The organism is Catellatospora vulcania, assembly GCF_009720385.1.
Classification (GTDB): domain Bacteria; phylum Actinomycetota; class Actinomycetes; order Mycobacteriales; family Micromonosporaceae; genus Catellatospora; species Catellatospora vulcania.
Genome location: NZ_ML769301.1, coordinates 786,235 through 799,519, shown reverse-complemented (window position 1 = coordinate 799,519; position 13,285 = coordinate 786,235). Strand labels below are relative to the sequence as shown.

The window sequence follows — 13,285 nt, the reverse complement described above, 5'->3', positions numbered from 1 at the left end:
GAGACAGCACCCCTTACAGCCCATCCGAGCAGGGCTCGCGAAACATCACGCATCGACGCCGCAGGATGTGAAGCACTTCCAAAGTTCTCCCGGCTTCTATATATATAGCTGTCAGTGGCTACCGCCACTTTCCACTGAGTCGGGGAGGACTCGTGAAAAGAACCCTCGCTACCGGCAGCGTCGCCCTACTCGTGGGCGCCATGCTGTCGGTGTCGGCGACCTCCGGCAACGCTGCGCCCAGCGCCCCCTCATCACCCGTCGGCATCGCGGCCGCAGAACGCGCCCTCGCCGAGCACCCGTCGGACGTGCGCGCCGCCGGCGGCGACGCGTACCGCATCGACCGCACCGTCAGCGACAGCAGCGGCACCCACGTGCGTTACGCCCGCACGTTCCACGGCCTGCGGGTGTACGGCGGCGACTTCGTCGTGCACACCGCCCCCAACGGCGTCTACAAGGGATCGTCGGTCGGCCTGGAGGCCCCGCTGACCCTGTCGACCACCCCGCAGGTCACCGCCGCCAAGGCCGCGAAGGCCGCGCGCAGCAGGTTCTCGGGCGCCGTCGCCACGGTCGGCTCCCCCGAGCTGTTCGTCGACGCCAGCACGGGCAAGGGCAAGCTGGCCTGGGAGACCGTCGTCACCGGCATGCGGCCCGACGGGCAGACCCCGTCCGAGCTGCACGTCATCACCGACGCGGCGACGGGCGCGCACCTGGGCTCGTTCGACGAGATCAAGATGGTCACCGGCACCGGCACCGGCATCTACACCGGTAGCGTCAGCATCGACACGACGCTGTCCGGCTCGACGTACCAGATGATCGACCCGGTCCGCGGCAACGGCCGCACCTGTGACATGAACAACGGCTCCTCGACCTGTACGACGTTCACCGACGCGGACAACGTGTGGGGTGACGGCACGAACGCCAACCGGCAGTCGGCCGGTGTGGACGCGCACTTCGGCGCGGCCAAGACGTTCGACTACTTCCTGAACGTGCACGGCCGCAACGGCATCTTCGGCAACGGCACCGGCGTGCCCAGCCGCGTCCACTACGGCAACGCGTACGTCAACGCGTTCTGGGACGGCGCGCAGATGACCTACGGCGACGGCTCGGGCAACAGCCGGCCCCTGGTGTCGCTGGACGTCGCGGGCCACGAGATGAGCCACGGCGTCACCGAGGCCCTGGCGGGCCTGGTCTACTCGGGTGAGTCCGGCGGTCTGAACGAGGCCACCTCGGACATCTTCGGCAACATGGTCGAGTTCTACGCGGCCGCGCCGTCCGACCCGGGCGACTACCAGGTCGGTGAGAAGATCAACATCAACGGCAACGGGACCCCGCTGCGCTACATGTACAACCCGACCCTGGACGGCTCGTCGCACGGCTGCTGGTCGACCTCGACCAACAGCGTCGACGTGCACTACAGCTCGGGCCCGGGCAACCACTTCTTCTTCAACCTGGCCGAGGGCACCGGCGCCACGTCGTACGGCACCAGCCCGGTCTGCGGCTCGGCGCCGGCCGTCGTCGGCATCGGCCGCACGAAGGCTGAGAAGATCTGGTACCGCGCGCTGGACGTGTACTTCACCTCCAGCACCCGCTACGTGAACACGTCCACGCCGGCCAACACCTCCCGCGCGTACACCCTGTCCGCGGCAACCGACCTGTACGGCCTGTGCTCGGTGGAGTACAAGACCGTCCAGGCCGCCTGGACCGCGGTCAACGTGGCCGGCAACGACGCCGCCTGCCCGGCGGGCAACGACTTCTCCCTCGCGGCCGCCCCCGCGTCGGGTTCGGTCAACCCCGGCAGCTCGGTCACCAGCACCATCACCTCCACGCTGACCAACGGCAGCGCGCAGACGGTCAACCTGACCGCGAGCGGCCTGCCCAGCGGCGCGACCGCCACGTTCAGCCCGACGTCGATCAACTCGGCCGGCGGCGCCTCGTCGCTGACCATCGCCACGGCCGCGGCCACCCCGCCCGGCACGTACGCGATCACCATCACCGGCACCGGCGCGTCGTCGACGCGGACCACGACGTTCAACCTGACCGTCAACGGCCCGCCCGGCTGCTCCGGCACCAACTCCACCGACGTGGCGGTCCCGGACAACACGACCGTCGAGTCCTCGATCACCATCTCCGGCTGCGCCGGCAACGGCGGCACGGGCAGCACGGTCGCGGTGAACATCCTGCACACCTACATCGGTGACCTGGTGGTGAACCTGGTCGCGCCGGACGGCAGCACCTACCTGCTGCACAACCGGACCGGCGGCAGCGCCGACAACATCAGCCAGACCTACACGGTCAACCTGTCCGGCGAGGCCGCCAACGGCACCTGGAAACTGCGGGTGCAGGACGCGGCGTCGGCCGACACCGGCACCATCGACACGTGGACGCTGAACCTGGGCGGCGGCGCCCCGCCGCCGTGCTCGGGCACCAACGGCACCGACGTGACGATCCCGGACAACACCACCGTCAACAGCCCGATCACGATCGCGGGCTGCTCGGGCAACGCGTCGGCGACCTCCACGGTCGCGGTGAACATCGTGCACACCTACATCGGTGACCTCATCGTGACCCTGGTCGCGCCGGACGGCAGCACCTACGTGCTGCACAACCGGACCGGCGGCAGCGCCGACAACATCGTCCAGACCTACACCACCAACCTGTCGACCGAGGTGAAGAACGGCACCTGGAACCTCCGGGTCCAGGACGCCGCCTCGGCCGACACCGGCTACATCAACACCTGGACCCTGACCCTCTAGGTCCGGCGGTTAGACAGCGAGGGCCCCGGCACGCGCCGGGGCCCTCGCCCTGTTCAGACGATCGGACGCGCGGGCGGGTCGAGTTCGGCGGCCATGCCGCGCAGCAGCGGGCCGTACTCCGGGTGCGCCAGCGCCGTGGCCATCTGGGCGACCAGGTAGTCGGCCGGGTTGCCGGTGTCGTACCAGCGGCCCGAGATGACCTGCCCGTACACGGCCCGCGTCGACGCGTAGGCGTTGATCGCGTCGGTCAGGTACACCTCGCCGGTGCGGCGCTCGTACCAGCGCTGGGTCTGCTCCCGCAGCTCGTCGATGATGCCCGGGGTGACCACGTAGCCGCCGATCGCCGCGAACGCCGACGGCGCGTCCTTCGGCTTGGGCTTCTCCATCAGGCCCGTGATGCGCATCAGGCCGCCGTCCAGGTCCTCCTTGACCACCGGCACCCCGTAGCGCTGCGAGTGCTCCGGGTCCATCGGCATCAGCGCCAGGACCGGGCAGTTCGTCGCCTCGTACGCGCGGATCAGCTGCTGGGCGCGGGGCACCTCGGCGACGAACACGTCGTCGGGCCACAGCACCAGCATCGGCTCGTCGTCGAAGTTGCGGGCCGCGTTGAGCACCGGCGTGCCGTTGCCGTACGGGCCGTGCTGGTCCAGGTAGGTGATGTGGCCCTGCTGCGCCAGCTCGGCGATCTCCTCGACGGCGTCGGCGTACGCCGTCTTGCCGTCCGCCCGCAGCTGCTCCACCAGCGCCGGGTTGGGCCGGAAGTGGTCCTGGATCAGCGACTTGCCCCCCGAGATCACGATCGTGATGTCGGTGATGCCGGAGGCCACCAGCTCGCGCACGGTGTGCTCGATCACCGGCTTGTCGCCGACGGGCAGCATCTCCTTGGGGATGGCCTTGGTCAGGGGCAGCAGCCGGGAGCCGAGCCCCGCGGCCGGGATCACGGCCCTGCGGATGGTCGAAGGCATGAGAGTTTCTCCTGGTCGGAAGTCACTGCGCGGTACACCCGACGCTAACAGGCAACCAGGTCGACAGGGCGCGACCGACCCGCGCGTCGCCCCGCGGAACCCCGCCCGCCCCTCGGGACTCGTCCACCGCATGAGACGCCTGCTCGCCCTGCTCCCCGCGGCGCTCCTCGCCGCGTGCACCGCGCCCGCCCCCTCTCCCGCCCCGTCCGCTGCCGGCCCGACGGCTGCACCGGCCGCCACGCCGTTCCCCGATGACGGGGTGGCCCGGGTGTCCTGCGACCACGTGATCGGGGTGGAGGAGCCGAGCGCGTCGACGAACCTGCCGGTGCTGCTGGACGCCGTCGCGCTGCCGGTCGGGCGGCAGCTGCAGGTCACCGAGGTCGACGGCCGCTGGTGGGCCAAGCAGGGCCTGCTCGTGCGGCCCGGCACACCCGTCGACCTGGAGATCGTCGGCGAGGCCGTCGCGACTTCGACGATCGGCTGGGGCAGCCCCGGCCCGGCGGTCACCCGCATCCGGGTCTTCTGCCCCGACGTCTACGACATGCCCGGCTGGTATGCCTTCGCCGGCGGCTACACCGTCGACCGGCCGCGCTGCCTCCGCCTGCGGATCCGCTCCGGCACCCGCGAAACCCTCGCCCACATCCCCGTCGGCGCACCCTGCTGACATGTGGTCATGCCCAGCGCACGGTCCCGTTCTGAAGCGCTGACGAGACCTGCGCCATCGACAAGGCCCGCGTCAGCATCTGAGTGGTGATCCGCGCGGTACGCCTCGAACATCGACCCGGTGGGTCGAAGTACCAAGGGCGTCCACCTGTTGAGCCAGCCGTCCGAAACGCACCCCGAAACGCGGCTCGGGCACGCCGCCAAGCAGGTAAAACAGCTTTGGGACGAAGTCCGGAGTCTCCGGGGCTACATGAACCCTAAGTACATGAATCCTAAGTACATGATCACGATGGCCGGTGAGCCGCCAGCGCCATGATCATCACGGTCGGGTGGTGACGGCAATGGTGCGGTTGCGCCTCCCGGATGAGCTGGCTGCTCTGCCCAGGCACAGCATTGCGGTCACGGTGCCAAACTGGGCCAGCACCGGCTAGTGCGCCTGCCCCCAGTGCGGCAGCGGATCGAGGTCAGACGTTCTTTGGCATTGGCAGCTTATTGACAACAAGGTTTCCAGTCACCCACGATGTGAGAGCGCTCTCACATCCGTGGAGGGACTCGAACAGGCACTTCCGCCGATCGCACGACCTCCGCCCCTGCTCGAGAAGGGCACATTCGCTGTGGAGATTCAACAAGAACGCGCACCCCGCATGGCCCGTGGCCGCGCTGTGAACCGAGTGCTGTCACGCGGCCGACGCCTCATGATCCTCCTCGCCGCGGCCGTCACTGCACTCGTCGGCAGCACGGTCGTCCAGCAGCAGCCCGCACACGCCGCGTGGAACCTCGTGTGGGCTGACGAATTCAACGGGTCCGGCGCGCCCAGCAGCGCCAACTGGAACTACAACGTCGGCAACGGCCTCAACCCCGGCCTCAATACCTTCGACGGCTGGGGCAACGGCGAGTGGGAGTGGTACCGCCCCGAGAACTGCACGCAGTCCGGCGGCAACCTCGTGATGCGCGCCAACTGGCTCACGACGCCCATCACGGTCAACGGCCGCAACTTCTACCAGACGTCGTGCCGCATGACGACGGACACGAAGAGGTCCTTCCAATACGGCCGTATCGAGGCGCGCATGGCGCTCCCCACCGCCACCGGCTCGTGGCCGGCTTTCTGGATGCTCGGCGACTCGTGCGACGAGACGTCCACTAGCGCCTACAACCCGGCGCAGACCTACTACGACCGCCTGCCCACCAACTGGGCCAGTTGCGGCGAGGTCGACATCATGGAACACGCGAACGCGAACGCGACCGTCACGAACAACATCTTCTGGGATGTGCGGACCGGCGTGTTCCCCTGGACAGCGGGTCAGAACGCCAACTACGTCGCGAACCCCGCCGTCAACAACGCCGCGGCCTTCCACGTCTATGCGATCGAGTGGACGGCCGCGCAGATCCGCTGGTACATCGACGGCACGCAGACGCACGTGATCGACACGACACCGGCGACCTTGGAGGAGTTCCGCAAGCCGTTCCACCTCATCTTCAACCTGGCGCTGGGCGGCACCTACCCTGGACAGAACCCCGTGCAGGGCCAGTTCCCGCTCACCGCATTGATCGACTACGTGCGCTACTACCAGGACGGCGGGGGCACGGGCGGGTCCGCAACGCAGATCAACGGGCCGGGCGGCAAGTGCGTGGACGTGGCCGGAAACGACACGGGCGGCAATGGCGCGGCCGTGCAGCTGTGGACGTGCCAGGGGTCTGCTGTTTCGCAGGACCAGCAGTGGAGCCGGGACGGCCAGACCCTGCGGACACTGGGCCGGTGCCTCGACGTCAACGGCGCGGGTACGGCCAACGGCACGCAGGTGCAGCTCTGGGACTGCAACGGCAGCGGCGCACAGAACTGGGTCCAGGAAGGTAACCGGTTGCGCAACCCGAACTCCAACAAGTGCCTGGACTCCCCAGGAGGCTCGACAGCGGACGGCGCGCGACTGCAGATCTGGGACTGCAACGGATCGGCCGCACAGTACTTCGTGAAGGCCGCGTGACCGCCGGCCCAGGGGCACGCTGACGGTCAGGGCGCGGGAGCGGACAGGCTCCCGCGTCCTGACCGCGTTCAGGGATACGACCCGCGCCGGGGTCTGAGCCGGCAGTTCCGCCTCGCGTACGGGGAGTCGCCGTACGCGTAACTCATGACGCGCCGGATCGAGCGCGCTACGGCGTTGTTGCGCGGCACGGACCTGTCCGTGACCGACATCTGCTTCGCCCTAATGTGCTCCTCGCTGGGCACCTCAGCACGCGGTTCACGGAGTTCGCGGGCGCCGTTGCCGACCTGTTCGCCGACCGTGGCGAGCTGCACGCGCGACGGGAGTAGACGGCCCCGACGGGCCACCGGTCGCGGTGACAGGCAGCGGGGGCGAAGCCGCCACCGTGTGCTTCTGGGACCTGGCCACCCGGCAACAGATCGGGCAGCCCCGCCCCACCGCGAACATCAGCCAAGTCGGCTGGACCCGGCTGGCAGACCGGGTTCGGCACCGCCTCTGGGCGGCGGAGGTGGGCGCCGGTCGGCAGCTCATTCGCGGACTTGGGATGGCCGGGCGACCCGGTGGTCACGTGGCCGGCGACGATTGTTGCTGGTTCAGCCGCCTCGATTGCAGGCACCGGCAGGTCATGCTTGCCGCGGCGCAGCCATGCCTTGACCACCAGCGTCGGGATCTCGAGCGCGAGAAGTACCAGGGTCAGATAGAGCAAGAAGGCGAGCCAGATGAAGCCGGGCCACGCCACCCAGGGAACTGTCTCAGCGGCCATGGTCACCGGGATGAGCAGCGCCAGCAGGCCGGCGAAGACGCTGCCGGCGATCCGGGCTCTGCGTGATCGGGTGGTGTCCCAGGCTAGGCGCTTCCAGAGATAGAGGCCGGCCAGGCAGATCGCGACGATGACCCCGATCAGGATGGCGTAGATCATTATTCCCTGGGTCCGGAATCGTCAGCTTCGCCGGATCAGTGGATCAAGGGCTGCGGCACAGTGATCAGTGCCGCAGCCGGCGATGCAGTTGATGTCAGCGCAAGGTTCTGGGCGCTGCTGGCGTGGTGTCGCTCAGGCGTCGTGGGCCAGTGACGAGGACAGCTCGCGGTGGGCGTCGGCCTGCGCGAGCAGCGTCTTGGCTTTCAGCTCCAGGACGCCGACCGCGTCGGCGCCCGCTGCCCAGCGCAGCGGCGGCTCGTCGGAGCCGACCAGGGTGATCAGCGCCGCCGCCAGCTTCGCGGGGTCACCGCCCTGCAGGCCGTTCAGGCCGCTCCACATGGTCACCGTCTGCCGGGTCCGCTCGAGGTAGTCCTCGATCGTCGGCTCGGCGTAGGTGGTCGACTCGGGAGTGAGCAGGGCGGTGCGGAAGAACCCGGGCTCGACGAGCATCGTGCGGATCCCGAACGGCGCGACCTCGGCGGCCAGGGACTCCATCCAGCCTTCTAGGCCAAACTTTGCCGCCGCGTATGCCGAGGTGAACTCCGCGCCGATGATCCCAGCGGTCGACGAGATCGTCACGACCAGCCCCGAACGCTGTGTGCGCAGCACTGGCAGCACCGCGCGGGTCACGTTCAGCGGACCGAACAGGTTCGTCTCGACCTGCGCCCGGAAATCCTTCTCGGTGAGCTCCTCGAAGAACCCGGCATAGAAGTTCCCCGCGTTGTTGACCAGCACGTCGATACGCCCGAACCGCTCCACAGCCTGCTGAACCGCAGCCTGGGCGCTCGCCGGGTCGGTCACGTCGAGCCGCACCGCCAGCAGGTCGGCCGCAGCCCCGATGGCCTGGGAAACCTTCTGCGGGTCCCGGCCGGTCGCGACCACCGCGTACCCGGCGGCGAGCGCCGCCTTCGCGATGTCCACGCCCATGCCGCGGCCGGCACCGGTGATCAGTAGAACCTTCTTCTCAGCCATGACCTGTCCTCCTCGAGTCGAAACACCACTTCGGTGATAGAGGTTCTTTCGGTTGCTGGAACCCGATCGCAGTGGTGCGACTTCCAGCAGACCAGCCCTTGTGGCAGCGAAGAAGTCACTGCTGAAGGGTGTACCGACAGCCCACCCCACAGCCGCGCGAACGGGCCTAGCCTGGAAGCGTGGACAACCGTGACGAGGTCAAAGCCTTCCTCAGCTCCCGCCGCGCCAAGATCACCCCAGAGCGCGCCGGACTGACGAGCTACAACCGCAATCGACGGGTCCCCGGACTACGCCGCAGCGAGGTCGCCGACCTCGCCGGCGTCAGCGTCGAGTACTACGCCCAGCTCGAACGCGGCAACCTCGCCGGCGCCTCCGACAGCGTCCTCGACGCCCTCGCCCGCGCCCTACAACTCGACGAAGCCGAACAGCAGCACCTCACCGCGCTGGCCCGCGCCGCCGGCCCCGCAACCCGGGCCCGCCGCAAACCCGCCACCCCGCAGATCCGACCGAGCGTGGCACGCGTCCTCGAACTCATGACCGACATCCCAGCCTTCGTCGGCAACGGCCGCGGCGACGTCCTCGCCGCGAACCCGCTCGCCCAGGCCCTCTACGCGCCCATGTTCGACGACCCCACCCGCCCCGCCAACCACGCCCGCTTCGCGTTCCTCAACCCACACTCCCGCGCCTTCTGGCGCGACTGGGACCGGATCGCCTCAGACACCGTCGCCATGATGCGCACCGCAGCCGGCCTCGACCCCTTCGACAAAGCCCTCACCGACCTCGTCGGCGAGCTGTCCACCCGCAGCGAAGACTTCCGCACCCGCTGGGCCGCCCACGACGTACGCCTGCACCGCACCGGCATCAAACAGTTCCATCACCCTACGGTCGGCGACCTCGACCTGCACTTCGAAACCATGCTCCTGACCGCGGACCCCGGCCTGGCCATGACCCTGCTCAGCGCACCGGCCGGAACCAGCGACGATGACGCGCTACGACTCCTGGCCAGCTGGGCAGCCACCCGCCGATCCGACACATTGACGACATTCCCCCGAACCTGAACTGCACCCGGGCAGCCTGGCATCGGAAGCCGAAAGCGCACTCGCAGGAATGCGAATGATCTTTATGGGCAATTATGTTCAGCATGCGGGTCGGTACGGCAGTCCGCATGGTCGGAGGTTCGTGGCCTAGCCAACGCCCATAAACAACGCCGGGGTTGGCTGATATACCCCAGGCCAACCTTGTTCGCGAGTGCGCCGGCGCCCTCACGACCGCTTCTACCGAAGCATCTGTGCGCCAGGGCGTGTCTGGTGGCGCAGTCCTTCACCCGCGAGGTCGACCTGGCTTGACGGAGGCGGTTGGAGCTGGGCTAGAGAGCGCGCGAAGTCCCCCGGCCTGAGTATCCGGCCGGATCAGCTTGAGTAGGAAAGCTCTGACGCCCACTGCGGCGGCCGAGCACGATACGGGCATGCCATTGGGTAAAGAAGAAGAAACCGCGCTGCAGCGGCTCGTCTCGGAGGGCCGGCTGACTGCGGATCAGGCCGGCGCCGTCCGGCACGCCTTCGCCGCGGCTCCGGTCAAGCAGTTCGGCTGGTTGGCCGAAGCAGGCGGCTACGCCGGGGGCGCGCTGATGGCCGTCGGTGCGTTGCTGCTGCTGGGCACCGCCTGGAATGACCTCGGATACCTCGCCAAGGTCGCCATCCTGGTAGGAGTCGCCGCTGTCATGGTCGTCGCGGCCACCGCATTCGCCGGAGCAGCGGGTATGCGGGCGACGGCCGGGGCGCGGGGCCGAGCCGCGAGCGGGTTGCTGGCCCTGGCGTCCGTCCCGCTCGCCGCGGCGGCGCTGGTCGCGGCGGATTCGCAGGTTGACGTGCATCAGCCCACCTACGCGATGCTGACCGGGCTGGGCGCGTCGATCGTCGCCATGTCGGTGCGGTCCAGCCCGTTCAGTGTCATCTGCACCGGGCTGTGGAGCGCCGGTGCGGTCAGCGTCACGCTGGTCGACCTGGCGGATGCCGAAGCACTCGGCACTGGACTCGCCCTCGTCGCGGCCGGGGTGGTCTGGATCGTGCTCAGCTTCGCCTCGCTGATCGGACCGCGGGCACTGGGGCTGCTCATCGGCGGTGCGCTTGCCATCATCGGCGGGCAGGTGCCGCTGTTCGGTTCCGCTCCCAGCGTCTGGGCGTACGGGTTGACGGGTGCGACGGCGGCGGCCTGCTTCGTGTTCTACCGCAGCACCCGGGCCACGGTGATGCTGTTCGGTGCCGTCGTGGGGGTCACCCTCGCCGTGCCGGAGCTGGTCTACGACGTCACCGACGGTGGGTTGGGTCCGGCCGTCATCGTCCTGATCACTGGCGTGGTGCTGGTGCTGGCGAGCCTGCTGGCGCTGCGATTGCGGTCCACGGCGCCGGTGTCCGCGCAGGAGGAAGGCGTCGCCGCCTAGGCGGTGTCTATTGGGTCATGGCATTTGGGCGAGGTCGCATAGCAAGATCTTGACGGTGGCGATGTCGACGGTGGCGTTGTCCATGAACTGGTGCAGCTGCTCCTCGACCAGGGCGACCGGGTGAGGTTGGCACGCCTTTACCTGCGTGACGTCGTCGACGGGCTGCTGCAGCTATGCCCAGGTTGTGTGGTGCTGGACTTCAACCTGCGCCAGAAGTGCGACCTGCGATGCGTTCGGGCCACCGGGTGGGAGTGCGTGTGCTCGTGCCTGGGAGAGACCACGGCGGTGACGACTCGGTGCGGAGATGGATGCTCGGCGGCGACACCACGCTCGTCGAGGCAACGCCCCCCGAGAGCTTCAATGAGCCCGCCGAGGAGCTGTTCACCGGCCGCTGGGAACAGCGGAACTGGCGCAACGTCCCGGGGCCCTTCCACGCCGGTGAGACTGCCAGCTTGGCCATCGGGCGGTTGGCTGCATCGGACCACATCCGCTGACGCCGATATCGGTGGCGGGTTCGGATCGGTGTGGCAGTCGATCAGGACCCAGGCTTCATCGTTGACCAGCCCGCCGCGACCCTGCCCTGCGTCCACGGGACGCCGCGACCGGCGCTTAGCCCTCGTCGACCCGGATCGGGTCGAACGACGTCCCATCCGCCGGGCCTACCTCGTGCAACTGCCCGTCCTGCACCAGGTACACGAAATTCTGCCGGGTCCGCGCGGCGAAGTCGGCCCGCTGCTCGTCGGTCCAGTCGTCGCGGTGGGTGCGGGGATACTCGGCGTAGTCCGGTTCCGTCAGCAGCCGGATCACGTAGACGGCGTTGGCGCGTACCTCGATGCGCCAACGATCGTCGGGCCACTCGCCCTCGGCCTCGATAACGCCGTCGACGACGTGGTCGAAGGTGAACCTGTCCAGCGCGGGCGGATACACCCGGCCCGCCACCGGGTCGACCCGCTCCCGCGCCCCGGTGGCATCGGGCTTCAGAAACGTACGCACCAGGTACTCCATCCAGAGATCGGCATCGTAGAACTTCTCGCGCTCGTTCCAGTTGATCGCAGTGCCGTCGGCGGTCGGCGCCCACTTGCACCAGTACCCGGGTTTGTCCGGATCCGGGTCGCCGTCGATCTCGTCGCCGTAGCCGAGGGCGTAGGGGCCGGTGGACCGGGGCTCGTGCCTGGTCTCGGCGAACGCCAGCAGGTAGTCGACCTCATGCTGGTTCAGCGCAGGAGTGATCGTCACTTGGCCGGTGAACGTGGTCTCGTAACCCATGGCGGTTCCCTTCCACGAAGCGTCGCATCTGTATACCAAGGCTGGAACGGCAGCGACTCTGATCGTGCACATATCGATCGCGACGCAACGCACCCCGTTCACGCCACGGCTTCGACCTGGAGAGTCCAGTCGGCCACGACCTGAGCGGTGCGGCCCTCGACCTGCCCGAGCAGGCCCTGCCCACTGGACAGGTCGCAGAACCTCACGTGCCACCGGTCGACCACGGTCCACCACGACTGCGTGGCATCGTCGAACTCCCCTTCGGCCTGCCCCGGCGGGTCTCGTCGATGCACAGGTCCTCGACCGGACGCCCGGACCTGGAACCTGGCCGACCGCGCAGACACGCCCGGTCCTCCTCGTTGGAGGACCGGGCGCGGTGCGTCTGAGGCGGACCGTTATCCGATGCAGATGCGCTGCATCTGCAGACTCCAGTTGCCGCCGAACGGGCCGACCTCGCGTGCCACGATGCCGCCGCCCACGGGCAGCGGGGTGAGCGTAGCGATCGACGCGGCACCGAGCGCGCCGGTGATCACGCCACCAACTGCGGACACCTGCGAGCCGTTGGGGCAAGCAGCCCCGTTGGCGCCTTTGGGCGAGGTGGGGTTGAGCGCGGAGGTGGCGTTCCAGTAATTTCTGATGGGCAGAGGGTCAGCGCAAACCGCCTGCGTTGTCAGCGTGTAGTTGCCGACGGCCGCGTTGTCGTAGGCCGTGACGGACAGCTGCGTCATCGCGGCGTCGTAGTTGACCTCGTCGATGGAGACATTGCCGAAGGCGTCGGTCAGGAAGTAACCGCCGCCAACGATGTTGTCGCCCGCAGGGCAGGCCGCGGTTTGGAACTTGTCATTCGCGTTGGAGGCTGACACCGTCTGCACCACGGACCGGTTGACGAGCGCACCGGCTGGGGCACAGACGAGGGTGACCTCGACAGTCCAGGCCACGCCTGTCGGGATGGCCTCGATGCCAGAAGCGGTGCCGCCGCCGGCGGCATCGATGTAGGCGCGAGTCAGAAGGACGTCACCAGCGCCATTGTTGACCTGTCCCATGACGCTGACGATGTCGTCACCGGGGGCGCATGCCGCGGAGATGTTCTTCGGTGAGTTGGCATTGGCCGGGCTCACGGCATTTACCTGGTACAGGCCGATGAAGGCCTGTGCTGGAGTCGCTATCTGCAACATCGCGGCAGTTGTCGCGATGGTGAGTAGCGCGGCGAGTTTGATTCTCATGTGAGCCAGGGTCGGCACGGACGTCACGGTTGCCTCACGGTGCGGTCAGTGTGACTCTCGTCGATCCGCCACAACGGCACCGTGACGGCGAAACCGATGATGGCC

At 68.4% G+C, this 13,285-nt stretch carries 11 protein-coding genes and 1 pseudogene; 7 read left to right on the top strand and 5 right to left on the bottom strand.

What is annotated here, in order from left to right:
* Positions 1 to 152 precede the first annotated feature (152 nt).
* Positions 153 to 2,753: a M4 family metallopeptidase gene (locus F6W97_RS03525; protein ID WP_230686376.1), complete on the top strand. Its 2,601-nt coding sequence runs from the start codon at positions 153 to 155 to the stop codon at positions 2,751 to 2,753.
* Between the two features lie 53 nt (positions 2,754 to 2,806).
* Here F6W97_RS03525 and F6W97_RS03520 read toward each other — a convergent pair whose 3' ends face one another.
* Complete coding sequence (locus tag F6W97_RS03520) at positions 2,807 to 3,718, bottom strand: UTP--glucose-1-phosphate uridylyltransferase (RefSeq protein ID WP_155368618.1); 912 nt, start codon at positions 3,716 to 3,718, stop codon at positions 2,807 to 2,809.
* 130 nt (positions 3,719 to 3,848) lie between these two features.
* Here F6W97_RS03520 and F6W97_RS03515 point away from each other — a divergent pair, with 130 nt between their 5' ends.
* The 3 genes and pseudogenes from F6W97_RS03515 to F6W97_RS40445 all read left to right on the top strand — a co-directional run.
* Positions 3,849 to 4,382 (top strand): hypothetical protein, encoded by a 534-nt coding sequence (locus F6W97_RS03515; protein WP_155368617.1) that lies wholly within the window; start codon positions 3,849 to 3,851, stop codon positions 4,380 to 4,382.
* A 694-nt stretch (positions 4,383 to 5,076) separates the two neighbouring features.
* A complete protein-coding gene (locus tag F6W97_RS03510; RefSeq protein ID WP_196278957.1) occupies positions 5,077 to 6,363 on the top strand; it encodes a ricin-type beta-trefoil lectin domain protein in 1,287 nt (428 codons plus the stop codon).
* A 90-nt stretch (positions 6,364 to 6,453) separates the two neighbouring features.
* A pseudogene (locus tag F6W97_RS40445) lies at positions 6,454 to 6,635 on the top strand (helix-turn-helix domain-containing protein); the annotation flags it as partial.
* 776 nt (positions 6,636 to 7,411) lie between these two features.
* Here F6W97_RS40445 and F6W97_RS03500 read toward each other — a convergent pair.
* Entirely contained in the window at positions 7,412 to 8,251 is an 840-nt protein-coding gene (locus tag F6W97_RS03500) for an SDR family oxidoreductase (RefSeq protein WP_155368614.1), read from the bottom strand.
* A 179-nt stretch (positions 8,252 to 8,430) separates the two neighbouring features.
* Here F6W97_RS03500 and F6W97_RS03495 point away from each other — a divergent pair, with 179 nt between their 5' ends.
* The 3 genes from F6W97_RS03495 to F6W97_RS03485 all read left to right on the top strand — a co-directional run bounded on the left by F6W97_RS03495 (position 8,431) and on the right by F6W97_RS03485 (position 11,185).
* A complete protein-coding gene (locus F6W97_RS03495; RefSeq protein ID WP_155368613.1) occupies positions 8,431 to 9,309 on the top strand; it encodes a helix-turn-helix domain-containing protein in 879 nt (292 codons plus the stop codon).
* Between the two features lie 407 nt (positions 9,310 to 9,716).
* On the top strand, positions 9,717 to 10,691 hold the full coding sequence (locus F6W97_RS03490; protein WP_155368612.1) for a hypothetical protein: 975 nt from the start codon (positions 9,717 to 9,719) through the stop codon (positions 10,689 to 10,691).
* A 308-nt stretch (positions 10,692 to 10,999) separates the two neighbouring features.
* Positions 11,000 to 11,185, top strand: a complete 186-nt coding sequence (locus F6W97_RS03485) for a hypothetical protein (RefSeq protein WP_155368611.1) — start codon at positions 11,000 to 11,002, stop codon at positions 11,183 to 11,185.
* A gap of 115 nt (positions 11,186 to 11,300) precedes the next feature.
* Here the strand turns inward: F6W97_RS03485 and F6W97_RS03480 are convergent, their stop codons facing one another.
* From F6W97_RS03480 to F6W97_RS03470, 3 genes are all read right to left on the bottom strand, one after another.
* Positions 11,301 to 11,957: a hypothetical protein gene (locus F6W97_RS03480; RefSeq protein ID WP_196278956.1), complete on the bottom strand. Its 657-nt coding sequence runs from the start codon at positions 11,955 to 11,957 to the stop codon at positions 11,301 to 11,303.
* 98 nt (positions 11,958 to 12,055) lie between these two features.
* Positions 12,056 to 12,250, bottom strand: coding sequence for a hypothetical protein (locus F6W97_RS03475; RefSeq protein WP_155368610.1), 195 nt, complete (start codon positions 12,248 to 12,250; stop codon positions 12,056 to 12,058).
* Between the two features lie 102 nt (positions 12,251 to 12,352).
* A complete protein-coding gene (locus F6W97_RS03470) occupies positions 12,353 to 13,180 on the bottom strand; it encodes a hypothetical protein (RefSeq protein ID WP_155368609.1) in 828 nt (275 codons plus the stop codon).
* Positions 13,181 to 13,285: the final 105 nt, after the last annotated feature.